The sequence below is a fragment of the Vibrio sp. D404a genome, assembly GCF_030248535.1.
In the GTDB taxonomy this organism is placed as follows: Bacteria; Pseudomonadota; Gammaproteobacteria; order Enterobacterales; family Vibrionaceae; genus Vibrio.
In genome coordinates this window covers 46,916-61,720 of the sequence record NZ_JAHGAJ010000046.1, presented here as the reverse complement: position 1 = coordinate 61,720, position 14,805 = coordinate 46,916, and the positions used below count along the sequence as shown (strand labels likewise).

General features: G+C 45.0%; 13 protein-coding genes. 5 read left to right on the top strand and 8 right to left on the bottom strand.

Going from position 1 to position 14,805, the window contains the following annotated elements; all coding sequences use genetic code 11:
• Positions 1-229: 229 nt before the first annotated feature.
• Together KI655_RS22745 and KI655_RS22740 are read left to right on the top strand one after the other, a co-directional pair.
• Complete coding sequence (locus tag KI655_RS22745) at positions 230-1,801, top strand: BCCT family transporter (RefSeq protein WP_285408920.1); 1,572 nt, start codon at positions 230-232, stop codon at positions 1,799-1,801.
• A gap of 279 nt (positions 1,802-2,080) precedes the next feature.
• Positions 2,081-3,964: a methyl-accepting chemotaxis protein gene (locus KI655_RS22740; RefSeq protein WP_285408918.1), complete on the top strand. Its 1,884-nt coding sequence runs from the start codon at positions 2,081-2,083 to the stop codon at positions 3,962-3,964.
• A 120-nt stretch (positions 3,965-4,084) separates the two neighbouring features.
• On the opposite strand, the gene azu is transcribed toward KI655_RS22740, so the two are convergent.
• The 8 genes from azu to KI655_RS22700 form a co-directional block, all read right to left on the bottom strand.
• Positions 4,085-4,534 (bottom strand): azurin, encoded by a 450-nt coding sequence (gene azu / locus KI655_RS22735; RefSeq protein WP_285408916.1) that lies wholly within the window; start codon positions 4,532-4,534, stop codon positions 4,085-4,087.
• A gap of 247 nt (positions 4,535-4,781) precedes the next feature.
• Entirely contained in the window at positions 4,782-6,200 is a 1,419-nt protein-coding gene (locus KI655_RS22730; RefSeq protein ID WP_285408914.1) for a hypothetical protein, read from the bottom strand.
• A gap of 178 nt (positions 6,201-6,378) precedes the next feature.
• Positions 6,379-6,795 carry a SufE family protein gene (locus KI655_RS22725; RefSeq protein WP_285408912.1) on the bottom strand — a complete coding sequence of 139 codons (417 nt, stop codon included), beginning with the start codon at positions 6,793-6,795 and terminating at the stop codon, positions 6,379-6,381.
• 3 nt (positions 6,796-6,798) lie between these two features.
• Entirely contained in the window at positions 6,799-8,031 is a 1,233-nt protein-coding gene (locus tag KI655_RS22720) for a cysteine desulfurase (RefSeq protein ID WP_285408910.1), read from the bottom strand.
• Entirely contained in the window at positions 8,024-9,280 is a 1,257-nt protein-coding gene (gene sufD / locus KI655_RS22715) for a Fe-S cluster assembly protein SufD (RefSeq protein ID WP_285408908.1), read from the bottom strand. Before sufD ends, KI655_RS22720 begins: the two co-directional genes overlap by 8 nt.
• Positions 9,270-10,007: a Fe-S cluster assembly ATPase SufC gene (sufC, locus tag KI655_RS22710; RefSeq protein WP_285408989.1), complete on the bottom strand. Its 738-nt coding sequence runs from the start codon at positions 10,005-10,007 to the stop codon at positions 9,270-9,272. The genes sufD and sufC overlap by 11 nt, the downstream gene beginning before the upstream one ends.
• A gap of 11 nt (positions 10,008-10,018) precedes the next feature.
• Positions 10,019-11,491, bottom strand: coding sequence for a Fe-S cluster assembly protein SufB (gene sufB, locus KI655_RS22705; RefSeq protein ID WP_285408907.1), 1,473 nt, complete (start codon positions 11,489-11,491; stop codon positions 10,019-10,021).
• A 2-nt stretch (positions 11,492-11,493) separates the two neighbouring features.
• Positions 11,494-11,862, bottom strand: coding sequence for an iron-sulfur cluster assembly accessory protein (locus tag KI655_RS22700; protein ID WP_373417305.1), 369 nt, complete (start codon positions 11,860-11,862; stop codon positions 11,494-11,496).
• A 186-nt stretch (positions 11,863-12,048) separates the two neighbouring features.
• On the opposite strand from KI655_RS22700, the gene nrdH reads away from it, so the two are divergent.
• From nrdH to nrdE, 3 genes are read left to right on the top strand one after another with little or no spacing between them, the layout of a single operon-like run.
• Positions 12,049-12,273 (top strand): glutaredoxin-like protein NrdH, encoded by a 225-nt coding sequence (gene nrdH / locus KI655_RS22695; RefSeq protein WP_150894961.1) that lies wholly within the window; start codon positions 12,049-12,051, stop codon positions 12,271-12,273.
• Positions 12,270-12,668 (top strand): class Ib ribonucleoside-diphosphate reductase assembly flavoprotein NrdI, encoded by a 399-nt coding sequence (nrdI, locus tag KI655_RS22690; RefSeq protein WP_285408903.1) that lies wholly within the window; start codon positions 12,270-12,272, stop codon positions 12,666-12,668. The genes nrdH and nrdI overlap by 4 nt, the downstream gene beginning before the upstream one ends.
• Complete coding sequence (nrdE, locus tag KI655_RS22685; RefSeq protein WP_285408901.1) at positions 12,661-14,793, top strand: class 1b ribonucleoside-diphosphate reductase subunit alpha; 2,133 nt, start codon at positions 12,661-12,663, stop codon at positions 14,791-14,793. Before nrdI ends, nrdE begins: the two co-directional genes overlap by 8 nt.
• Positions 14,794-14,805 lie beyond the last annotated feature (12 nt).

The following is a 14,805-nucleotide window of genomic DNA, read 5'->3' as shown; positions in this document are numbered from 1 at the left end:
TTTTAGTCATAAATTCGAGTAAATTGATTACATTTGAGTGAAAACTCAGCGAACTGCCTATGGTTTACTGAAAACAACAGCTTAACCTGCTAAACTTCAGTCATCCAAGTATTTGAATTGCTGTGACAACGAACTTGTTCTGCTTGGATTGTATGTTCCGGTTTGTTTTATTTAGTCACAATATGATTAGGGATATTACTAAATTAGTAGTACCCCGTAGAGAGGGATAATGACTAAAGGTATAGATAAATACAGTATCGACAGTACCGACTACACGGTTGGTCAAGATAATGTACAGAAATGGGGCTTCGATGTTCACAACCCTGTTTTTGGTATCAGCGCAGGCCTTATTGCGCTGTTTTTAATTGGAGTATTGGTTACTGATACTGCATCGGCTAAAGCGGCACTGGACGGTGTCAAAGGCCAAATCATTAATTCATTCGATTGGCTATTCATCTGGTCAGGCAACATTTTTGTTATTTTCTGCCTGGGCTTGATTGTTTCTCCTTTCGGTAAAATTCGTCTAGGTGGTAACGACGCTACTGCCGATTACTCATTTATGTCTTGGTTAGCAATGCTGTTTGCCGCGGGTATGGGTATCGGTCTGATGTTCTGGAGTGTGGCGGAACCTGCAGCGTATTTCACTGGTTGGTTTGAGACGCCACTGGGTGTTGAACCCAATACACCAGAAGCGGCTCGTATTGCATTGGGTGCAACCATGTATCACTGGGGTCTTCACCCTTGGGCGATCTATGGCGTTGTAGCGCTTTCATTGGCGTTCTTCACATACAATAAAGGTCTACCGCTTTCTATCCGTTCGATCTTCTACCCAATCTTGGGTGACAGAGCGTGGGGTTGGGCAGGTCACGTTGTTGATATCCTAGCGGTACTGGCAACTCTGTTCGGTCTTGCAACATCTCTGGGTTTAGGTGCGCAACAAGCGGCGAGTGGTATTCAACACGTATTCGGTATTGAAGCGGGTCTATCACTGCAAGTGATCGTAATCAGTGTCGTGACTCTGCTGGCTGTTGTTTCGGTTCTGCGCGGTATCGACGGTGGTGTAAAGGTCATCAGTAACATCAATATGCTAGTCGCGTTCCTACTGCTTATTCTTGTTGGTTTGATTGGCTACGCGGTAACACTAGGTTCAATCCCGACAACATTGATGGCTTACATCGAGAATATCATTCCATTGAGTAACCCACATGGTCGTGAAGACCAAGCTTGGCTGCATGGTTGGACTGTATTCTACTGGGCTTGGTGGATCTCTTGGTCACCATTCGTAGGTATGTTCATCGCTCGTGTTTCTAAAGGCCGTACGGTTCGTGAATTCATTACTGCGGTACTGATCGTTCCGACAACAGTAACCATTATCTGGATGTCAGTATTTGGTGGACTTGCGATTGACCAAATCGTAAACGGTGTTGGTCAACTAGGCTCTGATGGTCTAACGGACATTTCACTGGCGATGTTCCAAATGTTTGATGCACTGCCGTTTGGCACGCTGCTTTCAATCATTGCTGTGATTCTAGTATTGGTGTTCTTTATTACATCATCGGATTCAGGTTCATTGGTTATCGATAGTATTACCGCAGGTGGTAAAGTTGATACACCAGTACCACAGCGTGTTTTCTGGGCATTCCTTGAGGGTGCAATTGCGGTTGCTCTACTTTGGGTTGGCGGCACAGAAGCAGTACAAGCGCTTCAAGCGGGTGCAATTTCAACGGCATTACCGTTTACGATCATCCTACTATTGATGTGCTTAAGCTTGCTGATGGGTATGCGCACTGAAAAGCGTTAATCATCCAGTAAATCTATTTTAATAATAGAATTATTAGGCTGAATGTAAGGCGAAAGAGGCTTCTCTTTCGCCTTTTTTTATACATAAAAATCAGGGTCTTTTTGAACAATAAATAGCCTAAAATAGCGTTGTAATTTTGGCGGAATGACAAGCTTTTGTCATAAAATAAAGTTATAAAATTCGCGAGCTTATATTGCGCATTTATTTGTTAAAACCGCTCGAATTTGGTTATTAATTTGGTTAGTATGCGCGGGTTTTCCAACCACTTGTGTACTAAGAATGAAACTAACATTAAAGCAAAAGTTGATAGGCGCTAGCTTATCGGCAGTGGTAGTTATGGCAACGGCGTTGACATGGCTCTCTGCAAACCAACTATTTGAACAAACTCGCAGCGGTATTTACATGCGAGCAGAAAGCGTATCGGAAGCGGCTTCTGAAGGTATTAAAAATTGGATTGATATTCGTAGAGACATTGCATCTGCATTTAATGATTTTTCGCAAGAGAGCGATGTAGTTCCATATCTAAAACAAGCTCGCATCGCGGGTGGTTTTGACGATATTTTCCTAGGTACGCCAGAAGGTGGTATGTACCGCTCTCACCCAGAGCGCAACCGCGCAGGTTATGACCCGCGTCAGCGTCCTTGGTATCAAGAAGCCAATGCGGCAGGTAAGCAGATCATCACAACGGCTTACACTGACGCGATCACTAAAGCGCTTCTAGTAACGATTGCTGAGCCTGTACGTAAGAATGGTCAATTTGTTGGTGTTGTTGGAGCCGACGTACTTATTGACCAACTGGTTAGCGATGTAATCAGCCTAGATGTGGGTGACAACGCTTACGCAATGCTGATTGATGCGACTGACGGTACGTTCTTAGCGCACCCAGATTCTGCACTGAGCTTGAAGCCAGTGAGCCAGCTGTCTAACGATATCTCAATGCCGATCATCGAAAATGCAGTTCGCACAGGCAGCATCGAGATCATCAAAGAGCGCGGTAAAGAGAAGCTGCTTTACTTCACTAAGGTACCAGATACGAACTGGATCTTCGCAGTTCAAATGGACCGTGCAACAGAAGAAGCGAGCCACTCAACACTGCTTGCTCAGCTGATCACGACTGCGGTTGTTATTACACTTGTTGTTATCGCTTTGGTTTCTTGGTTGGTGAGCTTCCTATTCCGCGACCTAAATCGTGTATCTGTTGCTCTTGAAGAGATTGCATCTGGTGAAGGTGACTTAACACAACGTCTTGAGCCTAAGAGCGATGATGAGATTGGCCAACTGGCTGAAAACTTCAACCGCTTTGTGGGCAACATGCATACTATGGTGCTTAAACTAAGTGAAGTGTCTGCTTCTCTAGCGAACCAAGCTCGTCAAACGGCTTCTCAAGCAGAAGAGCGTAGTGCGCGCATTCAAATGCAGCAAGACGAGATAAACATGGTTGCGACTGCTGTAAACGAGATGGCTGCTGCAACTCAAGAGATTGCGGGCAACGCAGACCACACTGCACAAAACTCATCTGAAGCAGTAGGTGCGTGTGAGCACGGTACTGGCCAAGTGACACAAACTCAAAGCTCGATTCAAAACCTTGCTCAAGAAGTTCAAGTAGCGACTAACGTTATTCTTGAGCTGGAAGAGCACGGTAATAGCATCAACGCGATTCTTTCAAACATCCAAGGTATCGCTGAGCAAACAAACCTTCTAGCATTGAACGCAGCTATCGAAGCAGCACGTGCTGGTGAACAAGGTCGTGGTTTTGCGGTAGTAGCAGACGAAGTACGTGTTCTTAGCCAACGTACACACGGGTCTACACAAGAGATTCAACAAACGATTGAGCTGCTTCAAGGCACAACCGGTAAAGCGGTAAGCATCATGAACGATAGCCGTTCTCTTGCTGAAACCAGTGTTGATGACGCGAACTCTGCAGCAGCGAGCCTAACGCAGATTCACGCAGCGGTAGAGCGCATCAGTGATATGGCGACACAGATTGCTTCGGCAGCGGAAGAGCAAGCATCAGTAACCTCTGAGATCACACGTAACACGGAAGGCATCCGTGACGTGTCTAACGAGCTTGCAGATGAAGCACACCAAGCGGCAGAGCAAGCAGCACAGCTGTCTGAACTTTCTCATGAACTAGAGAACGAAATCAGCCGCTTTAAGCTGTAATCGAGACCAATACAACAAAGCCCCAACCTAGGTTGGGGCTTTTTTATGTTTGGTACTTTTTAGAGCTTAGAGCTTAGAGCTTAGAGCTTAAAGTCTTGAACTTAGAACAGGAGAGAGGCTCTACTTAAACTCAAACTTACCCTTCATGATTGCCCAGTGACCAGGGAATGAACATAGGAAAGAGTAATCGCCACCTGCTGTCATTTTCTCTGTACTGAAAGTGATTGAGGTTGATTCGCCACCGCCGATTACACGAGTGAAGGCGTAAACGCGGCTGTCGTCAGGTTTTACGTAGTTGTTGTCGATACCTGCTGACATACCATCGATGCCCACTGCTTGTAGCGACGCAGTGTCTGTAATCACGACGTTGTGACCCATTGATTGTGCTGGCATAGAGCCAGTATGGTTTAGCGTCAGCTTCACTTCTTTACAGCTCGCTGGAACGCTTAATGTGTCAGTTGAAAACTTCATTTGATCACTAGCATCAATCGATACTTCACACTCAGACGCTTGGGCAGTAAAACTCGCACCGATAAGAGCGACGGTGGTTGCGATTAATCGTAAAGACATACGTTGTTCTCCATTATTGTTTTGGGGGAGGTTTTTCCTTAAGAACGATCGATACGTATTATCTTCGAAAGTTGATCATAGAAATGTGCTACAGCCAGAATTATAAGCAACTCATTGCCTTATATTTGTTAGCAAATAAGATTTTTTGAGTATGTATAAGTTTCTGTTGAGTTGAACTCGTTAAATTCCGACTCAACGGCTAAAAATCCGAGCGGTGAGCGCTCGGATCGGTGGTTGCACAATTTCATTAATTATTAGGGTAACCCGGGAATTGAGTCTTGAAGTCGGCTCTAGAAGGGAAGTACTTCTCCAAGAACTTAACCATTTCAGGATCAAGAATCTCTAATTCGCTGTATTTAGAAGCCTTATACTCTTGAGACGTGTGACCTTTCGGATTGATGTCGTAGTAAGCGTAAAGCGCATAAGCAAGGTACTCTTGGTCGTACGACTCCGCATCTAGGTCGGCTTCAACGATGTTTGCGTCTTTAAGATTTGGATAGTAAGTGCCATTGCGAATTGCTGCTGCGTTTAATTCATCCAACTCTTTCTGCATAGTTGCCCAAACTGATGTTGGTTTGCTTACAGCAACTTTCATCACACCATAGTCGTGAACAAAATGAAGGATTTCTTCAAATGCCGCATCGCGACCAGTTAGGTTAGGTTTGGTCTCTTCACTCGTCGACTCAGTTGTTTCGGTCGCAAATAGATCTTGGAAGCGGTAGTTGCCTTCCAACTCATCCATGTGTGCGTCTAAACGTTCATCCCAAGACTCATCATAGAAGAAAGCCATCGACGCTTTGCTTTGATAAACCGCCTCTGCAATCTCTTTATCCATGTTATCTAGGAAGAAGCTCATAACCGCTTTCACATGAGCCACTTTTGATTCGGTGTGCATCTTAGACTTGTCTTCAATGATTAGCGGGATCTGGTAGCCATGAGCGTTAATACAAGTTTTTTGAAGGATGCCAATATCGCTCAATGCTTTAGATGTCGGTTCAATCGCTGTGCAGTTGGTATGTGAGATCTTGGTATAGCCAGTTTCTGTATTCTCCGCAGAGTACGGCAAGAATTGAACACCATTACTTAGAGTTTCGCCCAATCGTACGTATAAGTTCATCGGTCTCATTGAATCGAGGTCAAACATCACACCCATATTGGCTTCAACGAAATCTTGGTTGATCAGAATATTCGATTGCTGCTTCCATAGCGTCACGTTTTTCGCGTCTTGTTCAACAGAGGATAGAGCTAACTTTTCAGGTACTGAGGTGCTGTTAAAGTTCTCGTAATACAGATTGAAATGAGTCAGTTGGTACTCTTCACCTTTATCTGTTTTGACTGTGACATTGAATGACACATCGGCATCACTCATCGTTTTGTAGTTTCGCTCTGGTATGCCATGAACTTGAGCAAATGTGCCTGTGGTGTTGGTTTTCTCGGCATACTGCGTGATATCGATATTGAAGTCTTTATTACTGTTCAATTGGAATGAACTGACAGCCAGTTGTAAGGTGTAATCTTTTCCAAGCTTAGCGATTGCGACTGGGTCACGAGCGTCAATTTGCTTTGAAGGTGCTGGAGTTGGTGTGTTCTTGTTACTTTCTTCGCTGCCACAAGCTGTGAGCAACATCGGGATTAGAAGCGTTGATAAAGCAGAAGCGTATTTCATGATTCATTGTCGTTATTGATAGGGATGAAATTAAACTCTACAAGAATTTATAGTCGCCTTCGGTAAGGGGTTGTAATGACAATGTAATGAAAGGTCAGCAAAGGTGGCTAGGACTAGGAATAGTTGCTTGTTGGTAGGCTGGCTACTAAACAAGCAACGGAGTGGATTATGGATGTTCTTATTCGGATTGACTTTGAACTATGCGAGCATGGCTGAGTATGTGTCTTACGATAGCTTCCAAACCTTGGCTACGACTAGGGCTTAACTGAGATTGCAAATCCAGTTGAGTAAACCATGCTTTGATGTCGAATTTCAGAATACCACCGACGGTTTGGTTGTTGTATGCAATGACAACGAGAGCCAGTAAACTTTTGACTAGTGATGAGTCACTGGTCGCCTGAATTGACATTTTACCTTGTTGATCAACAGTAAGATCCAGCCACACGTTACTTTGGCATCCGGCAATAAGGTATTCATCGTCTAACTTGGCTATGGGGAACGCCTGTAGCCTTTCTCCTAACTCGATAAGGTAGACATAACGCTCTTCCCAGTCGGCGCATCGGTCAAAGTTTCGTTTAAGTTTGTCAGGGGTCATACATTACCTTAATAATTGGCTAATTCGCTTTAATGCTTGGCATAGCATGTCTACATCTTTTGGCCCGGTATACATGCCTACAGACGCTCTACAAACCGAATTCTGGCCAAGGCGCTTAATCAGCGGCATTGCACAGTGATGGCCGGTACGAATCGCAATGCCATATCTATCTAGGAAAGATCCAACATCGAATGAGTGCTGATTTTTCATATTGAACGCCAACAGACCGGTTCGATTTTCATCGTCGCCATAAAGCTCTATCTCAGGGAGCTGCTTAATGCTATCAACCAGATAGTACATAATGCTTTTCTCGTAGGCTGAGATCTCTTTAAAACCAATCGCTTCTAGATAGTCTATTGCGGCCCCTAAACCTAAAATCCCCGCGATATTTGGCGTACCCGCTTCGAACTTCCAAGGTGCTTGACCAAAAGAAGTACCCAGAGGCAGTGTTACTTGATCGATCATCGCACCACCACCTTCCCAAGGGACCATTGTGTCCAGGTGTTCCTTTTTCGCATAAAGGACACCGATTCCCGTAGGGCCATATAGTTTATGGCCAGAGAACGCGTAGAAATCGCAACCTAGATCGGCCACATTGACTTCTTGGTGCATGACAGCCTGCGCACCATCGACCAACACTGGTACTTTTGCTTTGTGCGCCGCTTTAACAATGGTCTTAATCGGATTGACTCGTCCTAAAACATTGGAAACATGGCTGATCGCAAGCAGCTTGGTTTTGTTGTTCATTAAAGAGACAAGGTCATTCAAATTCAGATAACCATTCTCCGCCATCGGCCAAACTCGAATGGTGATATCGTAAATCTCGGAGAGCAGTTGCCAAGGAACAAGGTTGGCGTGGTGCTCCATTTCGGTCACGATAATCTCGTCACCCGGTTTTAACCTTGGTCGTAAATAGCTATTGGCAACTAGATTGATGGCTTCGGTTGTGCCTTTGGTAAAAACAATATTCTCGCGTGATCTTGCTGAAATAAAGTGGCTAACTTTTTCTCTGACCAGCTCCATCTCTTCGGTCGCTTTAGAGCTTAAAAAATGGACACCGCGGTGAACGCTGGCGTAATCATGCTGGTAGAACTGTGTCATGCGATCAATAACGACCTGAGGCGTTTGAGCCGTCGCAGCGCTATCTAAGTAGACGAGGGGTTTGTCGTAAACTTGAGTTTTTAAGGCAGGGAAGTCACTAAACCAAGGACTTGCTGTGACGATAGAGTCAATCATGTTCGCTCCCTTTGTTAAGTGACGCGTTGATTTTGTCTATCGCGTATTGTTTTAGTGCTGGATGTTTAATTCTTTCGGCAACTTCAATCGCAAAGGCTGACGTAATCATATGTTCGGCGCGTTGTTTTGGGATGCCTCTTGCGCGTAAGTAATTGATCTGATTTGGGTCAACCTGTCCGGTGGTAGCACCGTGACTGCACTTTACGTCGTCGGCATAGATCTCTAATTTAGGCTTGGAATTGACTTGAGCATGATCACCTAGAATAAGACTGTGAGTATCCATTTGCCCGTCTGTTTTTTGCGCCACAGGATCAACGTAAATCATTCCATCAAATATCGATTTAGATTGGTCACGAGCGATGATTTTATGATTCTGTTCACTTAAACAGTGTGGCGCATTGTGTTTGAGATAGGTGCGAGTATCGAAAACCTCTTCAGATTGAGGCAGTGATACGCTATCCATAGACACAAAGCCTTGTTCCCCGGCGAGTACACTGCTGACTTGATGGCGGATAAGTTGCCCTGAGTAGAGTAGGCAGCAAGAGTGGGCGCTTGCATGCGCGTTGATCGTTATATCATTGTGTCCAAAGTGGTGTTGTGTGGGGGACTCTTCGATTATCTTTGTGTGGTAGTAATGGGCACCGCAACCAATATGTTGAGTTAATCGAGATAATGTCACTCCACTACCAGCGCCTTCAGAGACGTGGTGTTCGATGACGTTGATTTCCGAATGAGCAGCCACTTCAATGTGGTTTCTGTAGCTCGACACATCTCCTTGCTTACTTGAATTTACATGCAGCAGGTATATCGGCTTTGAAACCTGCGTGTTAGCTTCCACTTCGATTAACACGCCACACGAAGCTGTGGCATCCGTAATGTAAGTAAAAGCATCTGGCTTTATCGAACGTGATAACTCGTCGGTTTCGATGGGTGACAGTGCACTTATTGGCGTCACGCGAACTTTGGGGATCCAGTCTGAGTATCTTGCAGAGAAGTATCCGTCAACGAAAACGAGTCGATAAGCGTCAATATCTAAACTGAATTCATTGTATGGCGTGTTCGCTGCAGGTTGTTCAGGAGCACTAATCATTTCAAGTGCTTTCAGTCGGTCGAGCGGTGTGTATTTCCAGTCTTCATGCTTAGAAGAGGGGAGCTCAACATCAAGCAATTTCAACCACTGCTTATTCTGCCACTCATTTGGTTGAACAAGGGTTTGAAATGAATCAAGCAATGAGAGCTTATTCTTCATCAATGATCCACCCATAACCTTTCTCCTCTAACTCGTGAGCTAACGTATGGTCACCAGATTTTACGATTTTTCCCTTATACAGCACATGGACGAAATCGGGCTTGATGTAGTTAAGGATGCGTTGGTAGTGCGTAACCAGAATAAAGGCACGTTGCTTATTCTGTAATGCGTTCACGCCTTCTGATACCGCCTTGAGCGCATCAATATCTAGACCTGAATCGGTCTCGTCGAGTATGCAAAGATCGGGAGAAAGCACTGCCATTTGCAAGATATCGTTGCGCTTTTTCTCACCACCTGAAAATCCCTCATTAACGGAACGCTGCAAGAGGTGTGGCGGCATCTTCAATAATTGAGCTTTTTCTTCGAGCAGGTCTTCAAAGTCAAATCGGTCGATAGGTTCTAGACCACGATATTCGCGAATCTCGTTGAGGGCAGTATTGAGAAACAGCTTGTTGCTCACACCAGGAATTTCGACGGGGTATTGGAAAGCCAAAAATACGCCTTCACCCGCTCTCTCTTCTGGATCGAGCTCAGTGAGATCTTGCCCTTTGAAAATAATCTCGCCGCTGTCGACTTCGTAATCGTCTTTTCCTGCTAGTGTCGCCGAGAGTGTACTTTTTCCTGAACCATTTGGGCCCATGATGGCATGAACTTCACCGGGTTTAACGGTTAGGTTAATGCCCTTTAGAATAGCGCTTTCTTCAACGATAACGTGCAAGTCTTTGATTTATAACATGTTTATCCCACACTATGCTCGAGGCTGATTGATAAGAGCTTCTGAGCTTCAACAGCGAATTCGAGTGGTAATTCTGAAAATACGTCTTTACAAAAGCCATTCACAATCATTGAAATAGCGTTGTCTTCACTGATGCCTCGTTGGACACAGTAAAAGAGTTGGTCTTCGCCGATTCGAGATGTTGTGGCTTCATGTTCAACATGAGCGGATGGATTTTTGACTTCGATATATGGGAAGGTGTGCGCGCCGCATTGATCGCCAATTAACATCGAATCACACTGGGTAAAGTTTCTCGCACCTTCAGCGTTAGAAGTCACTTTAACTAGTCCTCGGTAGCTGTTTTGGCTTTTGCCTGCAGAGATCCCTTTTGAGATGATCGTAGAGCGCGTATGTTTCCCGATATGGACCATCTTGGTTCCGGTATCTGCCTGTTGAACGCCATTGGTTAAAGCAACAGAGAAAAACTCGCCGACTGAGTAATCGCCCTTTAAAATGACGCTCGGGTATTTCCAAGTGATTGCAGAACCTGTTTCGGACTGAGTCCAAGACATCTTGCTGTGGTCACCTTCACAAACGGCTCGTTTGGTTACAAAGTTAAGAATCCCGCCTTTGGAATCTTCTTCGCCGGAGAACCAGTTTTGGACGGTGGAGTATTTCACTTCGGCGTTTTTATGAATGATCACCTCTACCACGGCTGCGTGAAGTTGGTAGCTGTCTCGCATGGGAGCGGAGCAGCCTTCAATGTAACTCACGTAGGAATCTTCATCGGCGACAAGAATGGTGCGTTCGAATTGGCCTGTTTTGGCTTGATTGATTCTAAAGTAGGTCGAGAGTTCTCGAGGGCACCTGACACCTTTGGGGATGTACACAAAGGTCCCGTCAGAAGCGACCGCGGCGTTTAAGGCTGCAAAGAAATTGTCTTTAGGAGGGACAACGGTGCCCAAATATTGTTGAACAAGGTCTGGGTATTCTTGAATAGCTTCACTGAATGAACAGAAGATAATCCCCAGCTCTTGAAGTTCTTTTCGGTATGTGGTGGTAACAGAAACCGAATCAAAAATAGCGTCTACAGCAACTTCAGATCCTTCTCTTACTGGGACACCAAGCGCTTCAAATGCTGTTTCTACTTCTTCGGTTAAGAACTCATTTGACCCATCGTCACTGTTGTCGTTACTAGCATCATCGCAACTTGAGCAGCTCGGCGCTGAATAGTAACTGTAATCTTGGTAATTGAGCTCAGGGTAGTCGGCTTTGAGCCAATGTGGCTCCTCCATTTCTAACCATTGTTGGAACGCATTCAGGCGAAACTCCAACATCCATTCAGGTTCGTTGCGCTTTGCGGAAATCGCTCTGACAACCTGTTCATTGATCCCTTTTGATAAAGTATCTGAAGACAGCTCTGTGTAGAAACCTTCACGGTAGTGAGTACTTTGCAGCATCTCTTCAACTTCAGGCTGCGTTTCAACTGCACACATGCTTAAACTCCAAAACTCTCACCACATCCACAAAGGTTTTTTACTTTGGGATTGTTGTATACAAAATTGCTATTTAGCCCTTGACGTACAAAGTCAATTTCAGTGCCATCGACCATAGGCATTGCTTGGAGGGCGACAAAAAAAACAACGTTATGAGACTCATATTTAATGTCGCCTTCTGATGGTTGTTCGATAAGGGTTACAACGTAGGCAAACCCCGTACAGCCAGAGGATTTCACTGTCAGGTGGAAGTGCTGTTTCTCACCCGCTAGTTGAGTGATTCTGTTGGCGGCATTTTCACTCAAAGTGACGCCTTGCCACTGCATGTCATGTATTGATATTTCGTTAGAACCAGAACTCGGAATACTCACCTTACTGCCTCATAGTTGATTACTGCGATCAAATGATATTGATTATCATTTTCATATCAACCATGCATTTTTTATGGTTTTTGGTGTGCAGATCAATATATTGACAAAATTAAATCTACAAATACTATATGTGCCACGCTATATTTGATAATGGTTATCATTAAGATTTAAGTGAGGTTGTACTATATGGATATCGTCGTCTACTCGAAACCACAATGTGTTCAATGCACTGCGACAGTGAAGGCATTACAGAGCAAAGGTATAGAGCATACCGTTGTTGATCTAACGCTGGATGAAGTTGCGATGGAGAGGGTTCAATCACTGGGTTATCGACAGGCCCCAGTGGTGGTGGCCAATGGTCGTCACTGGTCGGGTTTTCGACCTGACATGATCAGCGCTTTGGGACAATGATCGTTTACTACTCGAGTGCCTCTGGCAATACCAAAAGATTTGTAGAGCAGCTGGGAATGTCAGCAATTCGGCTTCCTATTGAGGATGGTGACGGGCTACCCGAGATTGAACAGCCATTCGTGCTCATATGCCCAACATATGCTGACGGAGAAGGGCGGGGAGCCGTGCCTAAGTCTGTTATACGCATATTGAATAATCCGAAAAATCGCGCATTGATTAAAGGCGTGATCGCGTCGGGAAATCGAAACTTTGGGGCGTTGTTTGCTAGTGGTGGTGCGATTGTCGCTGAAAAGTGCAATGTACCACTCTTGTACCGTTTCGAACTATCAGGAACCCAGAACGATGTTGAAATCGTTCGTGACGGGTTAAAACAATTTTGGAAACATCATGGATAACCACTTCGAGAATGAGTCTCTTGACTACCATGCTCTAAATGCGATGTTGAATCTGCTCGATGATCAAGGGGCGATTCAATTTGAGGCAGATAAGCAAGCTGCTCGCCAATTTTTCTTACAACATGTGAATCAAAATACGGTCTTTTTCCATAACTTGGATGAGAAAATAGACTATCTCCTGAGAGAAGGTTACTACGAGTCGGAAGTTATCGAACAGTATGACCGCAGTTTTCTTCATCAGATTTGGCAGCAAGCTTATCAAATCAAATTTCGCTTCCGTACCTTCTTAGGTGCCTACAAGTTTTTCACTTCCTACGCACTGAAGACACGAGATGGTAAGAGATACCTTGAGCGGTTCGAAGACCGAGTTGTGATGACGGCACTCTTATTGGCACGAGGTGATTGTCACTTTGCTCTTGCACTAATGGAGGAAATCATCCATCAGCGTTTCCAACCGGCTACGCCAACCTTTATCAACGCTGGCAAGAAGAGTCGTGGTGAATTGATCTCATGCTTTTTGCTCAGAATTGAAGACAACATGGAGAGTATTGGCCGCGCAATAAACTCTTCGTTGCAGTTGTCGCGTCGCGGTGGCGGTGTCGCGCTTCTTCTTAGCAATTTAAGAGAGCAGGGCGCGCCAATTAAGGGAATTCTTAACCAAAGTTCGGGTGTTGTGCCGGTGATGAAGCTACTCGAAGATAGCTTCTCTTACGCAAACCAGTTAGGTGCAAGGCAGGGAGCAGGTGCTGTTTACCTAAATGTTCATCATCCCGATATCATGCAGTTTCTCGATACAAAAAGAGAAAATGCCGATGAGAAAATTCGAATTAAGACATTAAGTCTTGGAGTGGTAATTCCAGATATTACGCTGGAGTTAGCCAAGCAAAACAAGGATATGTACCTGTTTTCCCCTCATGATGTTGAGCGTGTTTACGGTGTGCCTTTCTCTGAGATCAGCGTTACCGAGAAGTATCATGAAATGGTGGATGACCCAAGAATTCGGAAAGGGAAGATCAACGCGCGAGGGCTTTTCCAAACATTGGCAGAGATCCAATTTGAGTCTGGCTACCCATATATCATGTTTGAAGATACGGTGAATCAAGCCAACCCTATTGAGGGTCGCATCAACATGTCCAACTTATGCTCGGAGATTCTTCAAGTGAACGAGGCGTCGAGCTTCGATGATGACTTGAACTACAACCATACTGGGCGAGATATCTCATGCAACCTAGGTTCGATTAATATCGCTAAAGCCTTGGATGGTGGGCAGCTATCGCAAACCGTAGAGACGGCAATTCGAGCCTTGAATGCTGTGTCAGAGATGAGTGCCATCAATAGCGTGCCGTCCATTCGAAAAGGGAATGATGAAGGCCACGCGATTGGTTTAGGCCAAATGAACCTGCACGGATTCTTAGCACGTGAGCGAATTCATTACGACTCCCCTGAGGCGATTGATTTCACTGGCAGCTATTTTGCCTGCATCTTGTACCACTGCCTCGTTGCGTCCAACAAACTCGCTCAAGAGAAAAAGAGCGTGTTTAAGGGGTTTGAAAACTCCACTTACAGTGACGGCTCATTCTTTAGTAAGTATCTAGAACAAGATTTCTCTCCAAAGTCAGAAGTCGTCAAAGCGCTATTTGAACGCTTAGATATACGTATACCGACAGTTTCCGAGTGGGAGGAGCTGAAACAAACGGTGATGAGCTCTGGCCTTTACAACCGAAATCTACAGGCGATTCCACCTACAGGCTCGATCAGTTACATCAATGACTCTACGGCGTCTATACATCCTGTGACCGCCAAAGTTGAGATTCGAAAAGAGGGTAAGATTGGTCGCGTTTACTTCCCTGCGCCTTTTTTGAACAATGAAAATCTGGAGTACTTCCGTGATGCGTATGCCATTGGCCCTGAAACGATTATTGATGTGTATGCCGCAGCGACAGAGCATGTCGACCAAGGCTTGTCACTAACCCTGTTCTTTGATGATGAAGTGACGACACGAGACATCAATAAAGCTCAGATCTACGCATGGAAAAAGAAAATTAAAACGCTTTACTACATCCGTATGCGACAGAAAGCGCTTGAAGGCACGCAAGTCGAAGGTTGTGTGTCTTGCTCACTGTAAATAAGGGATAAA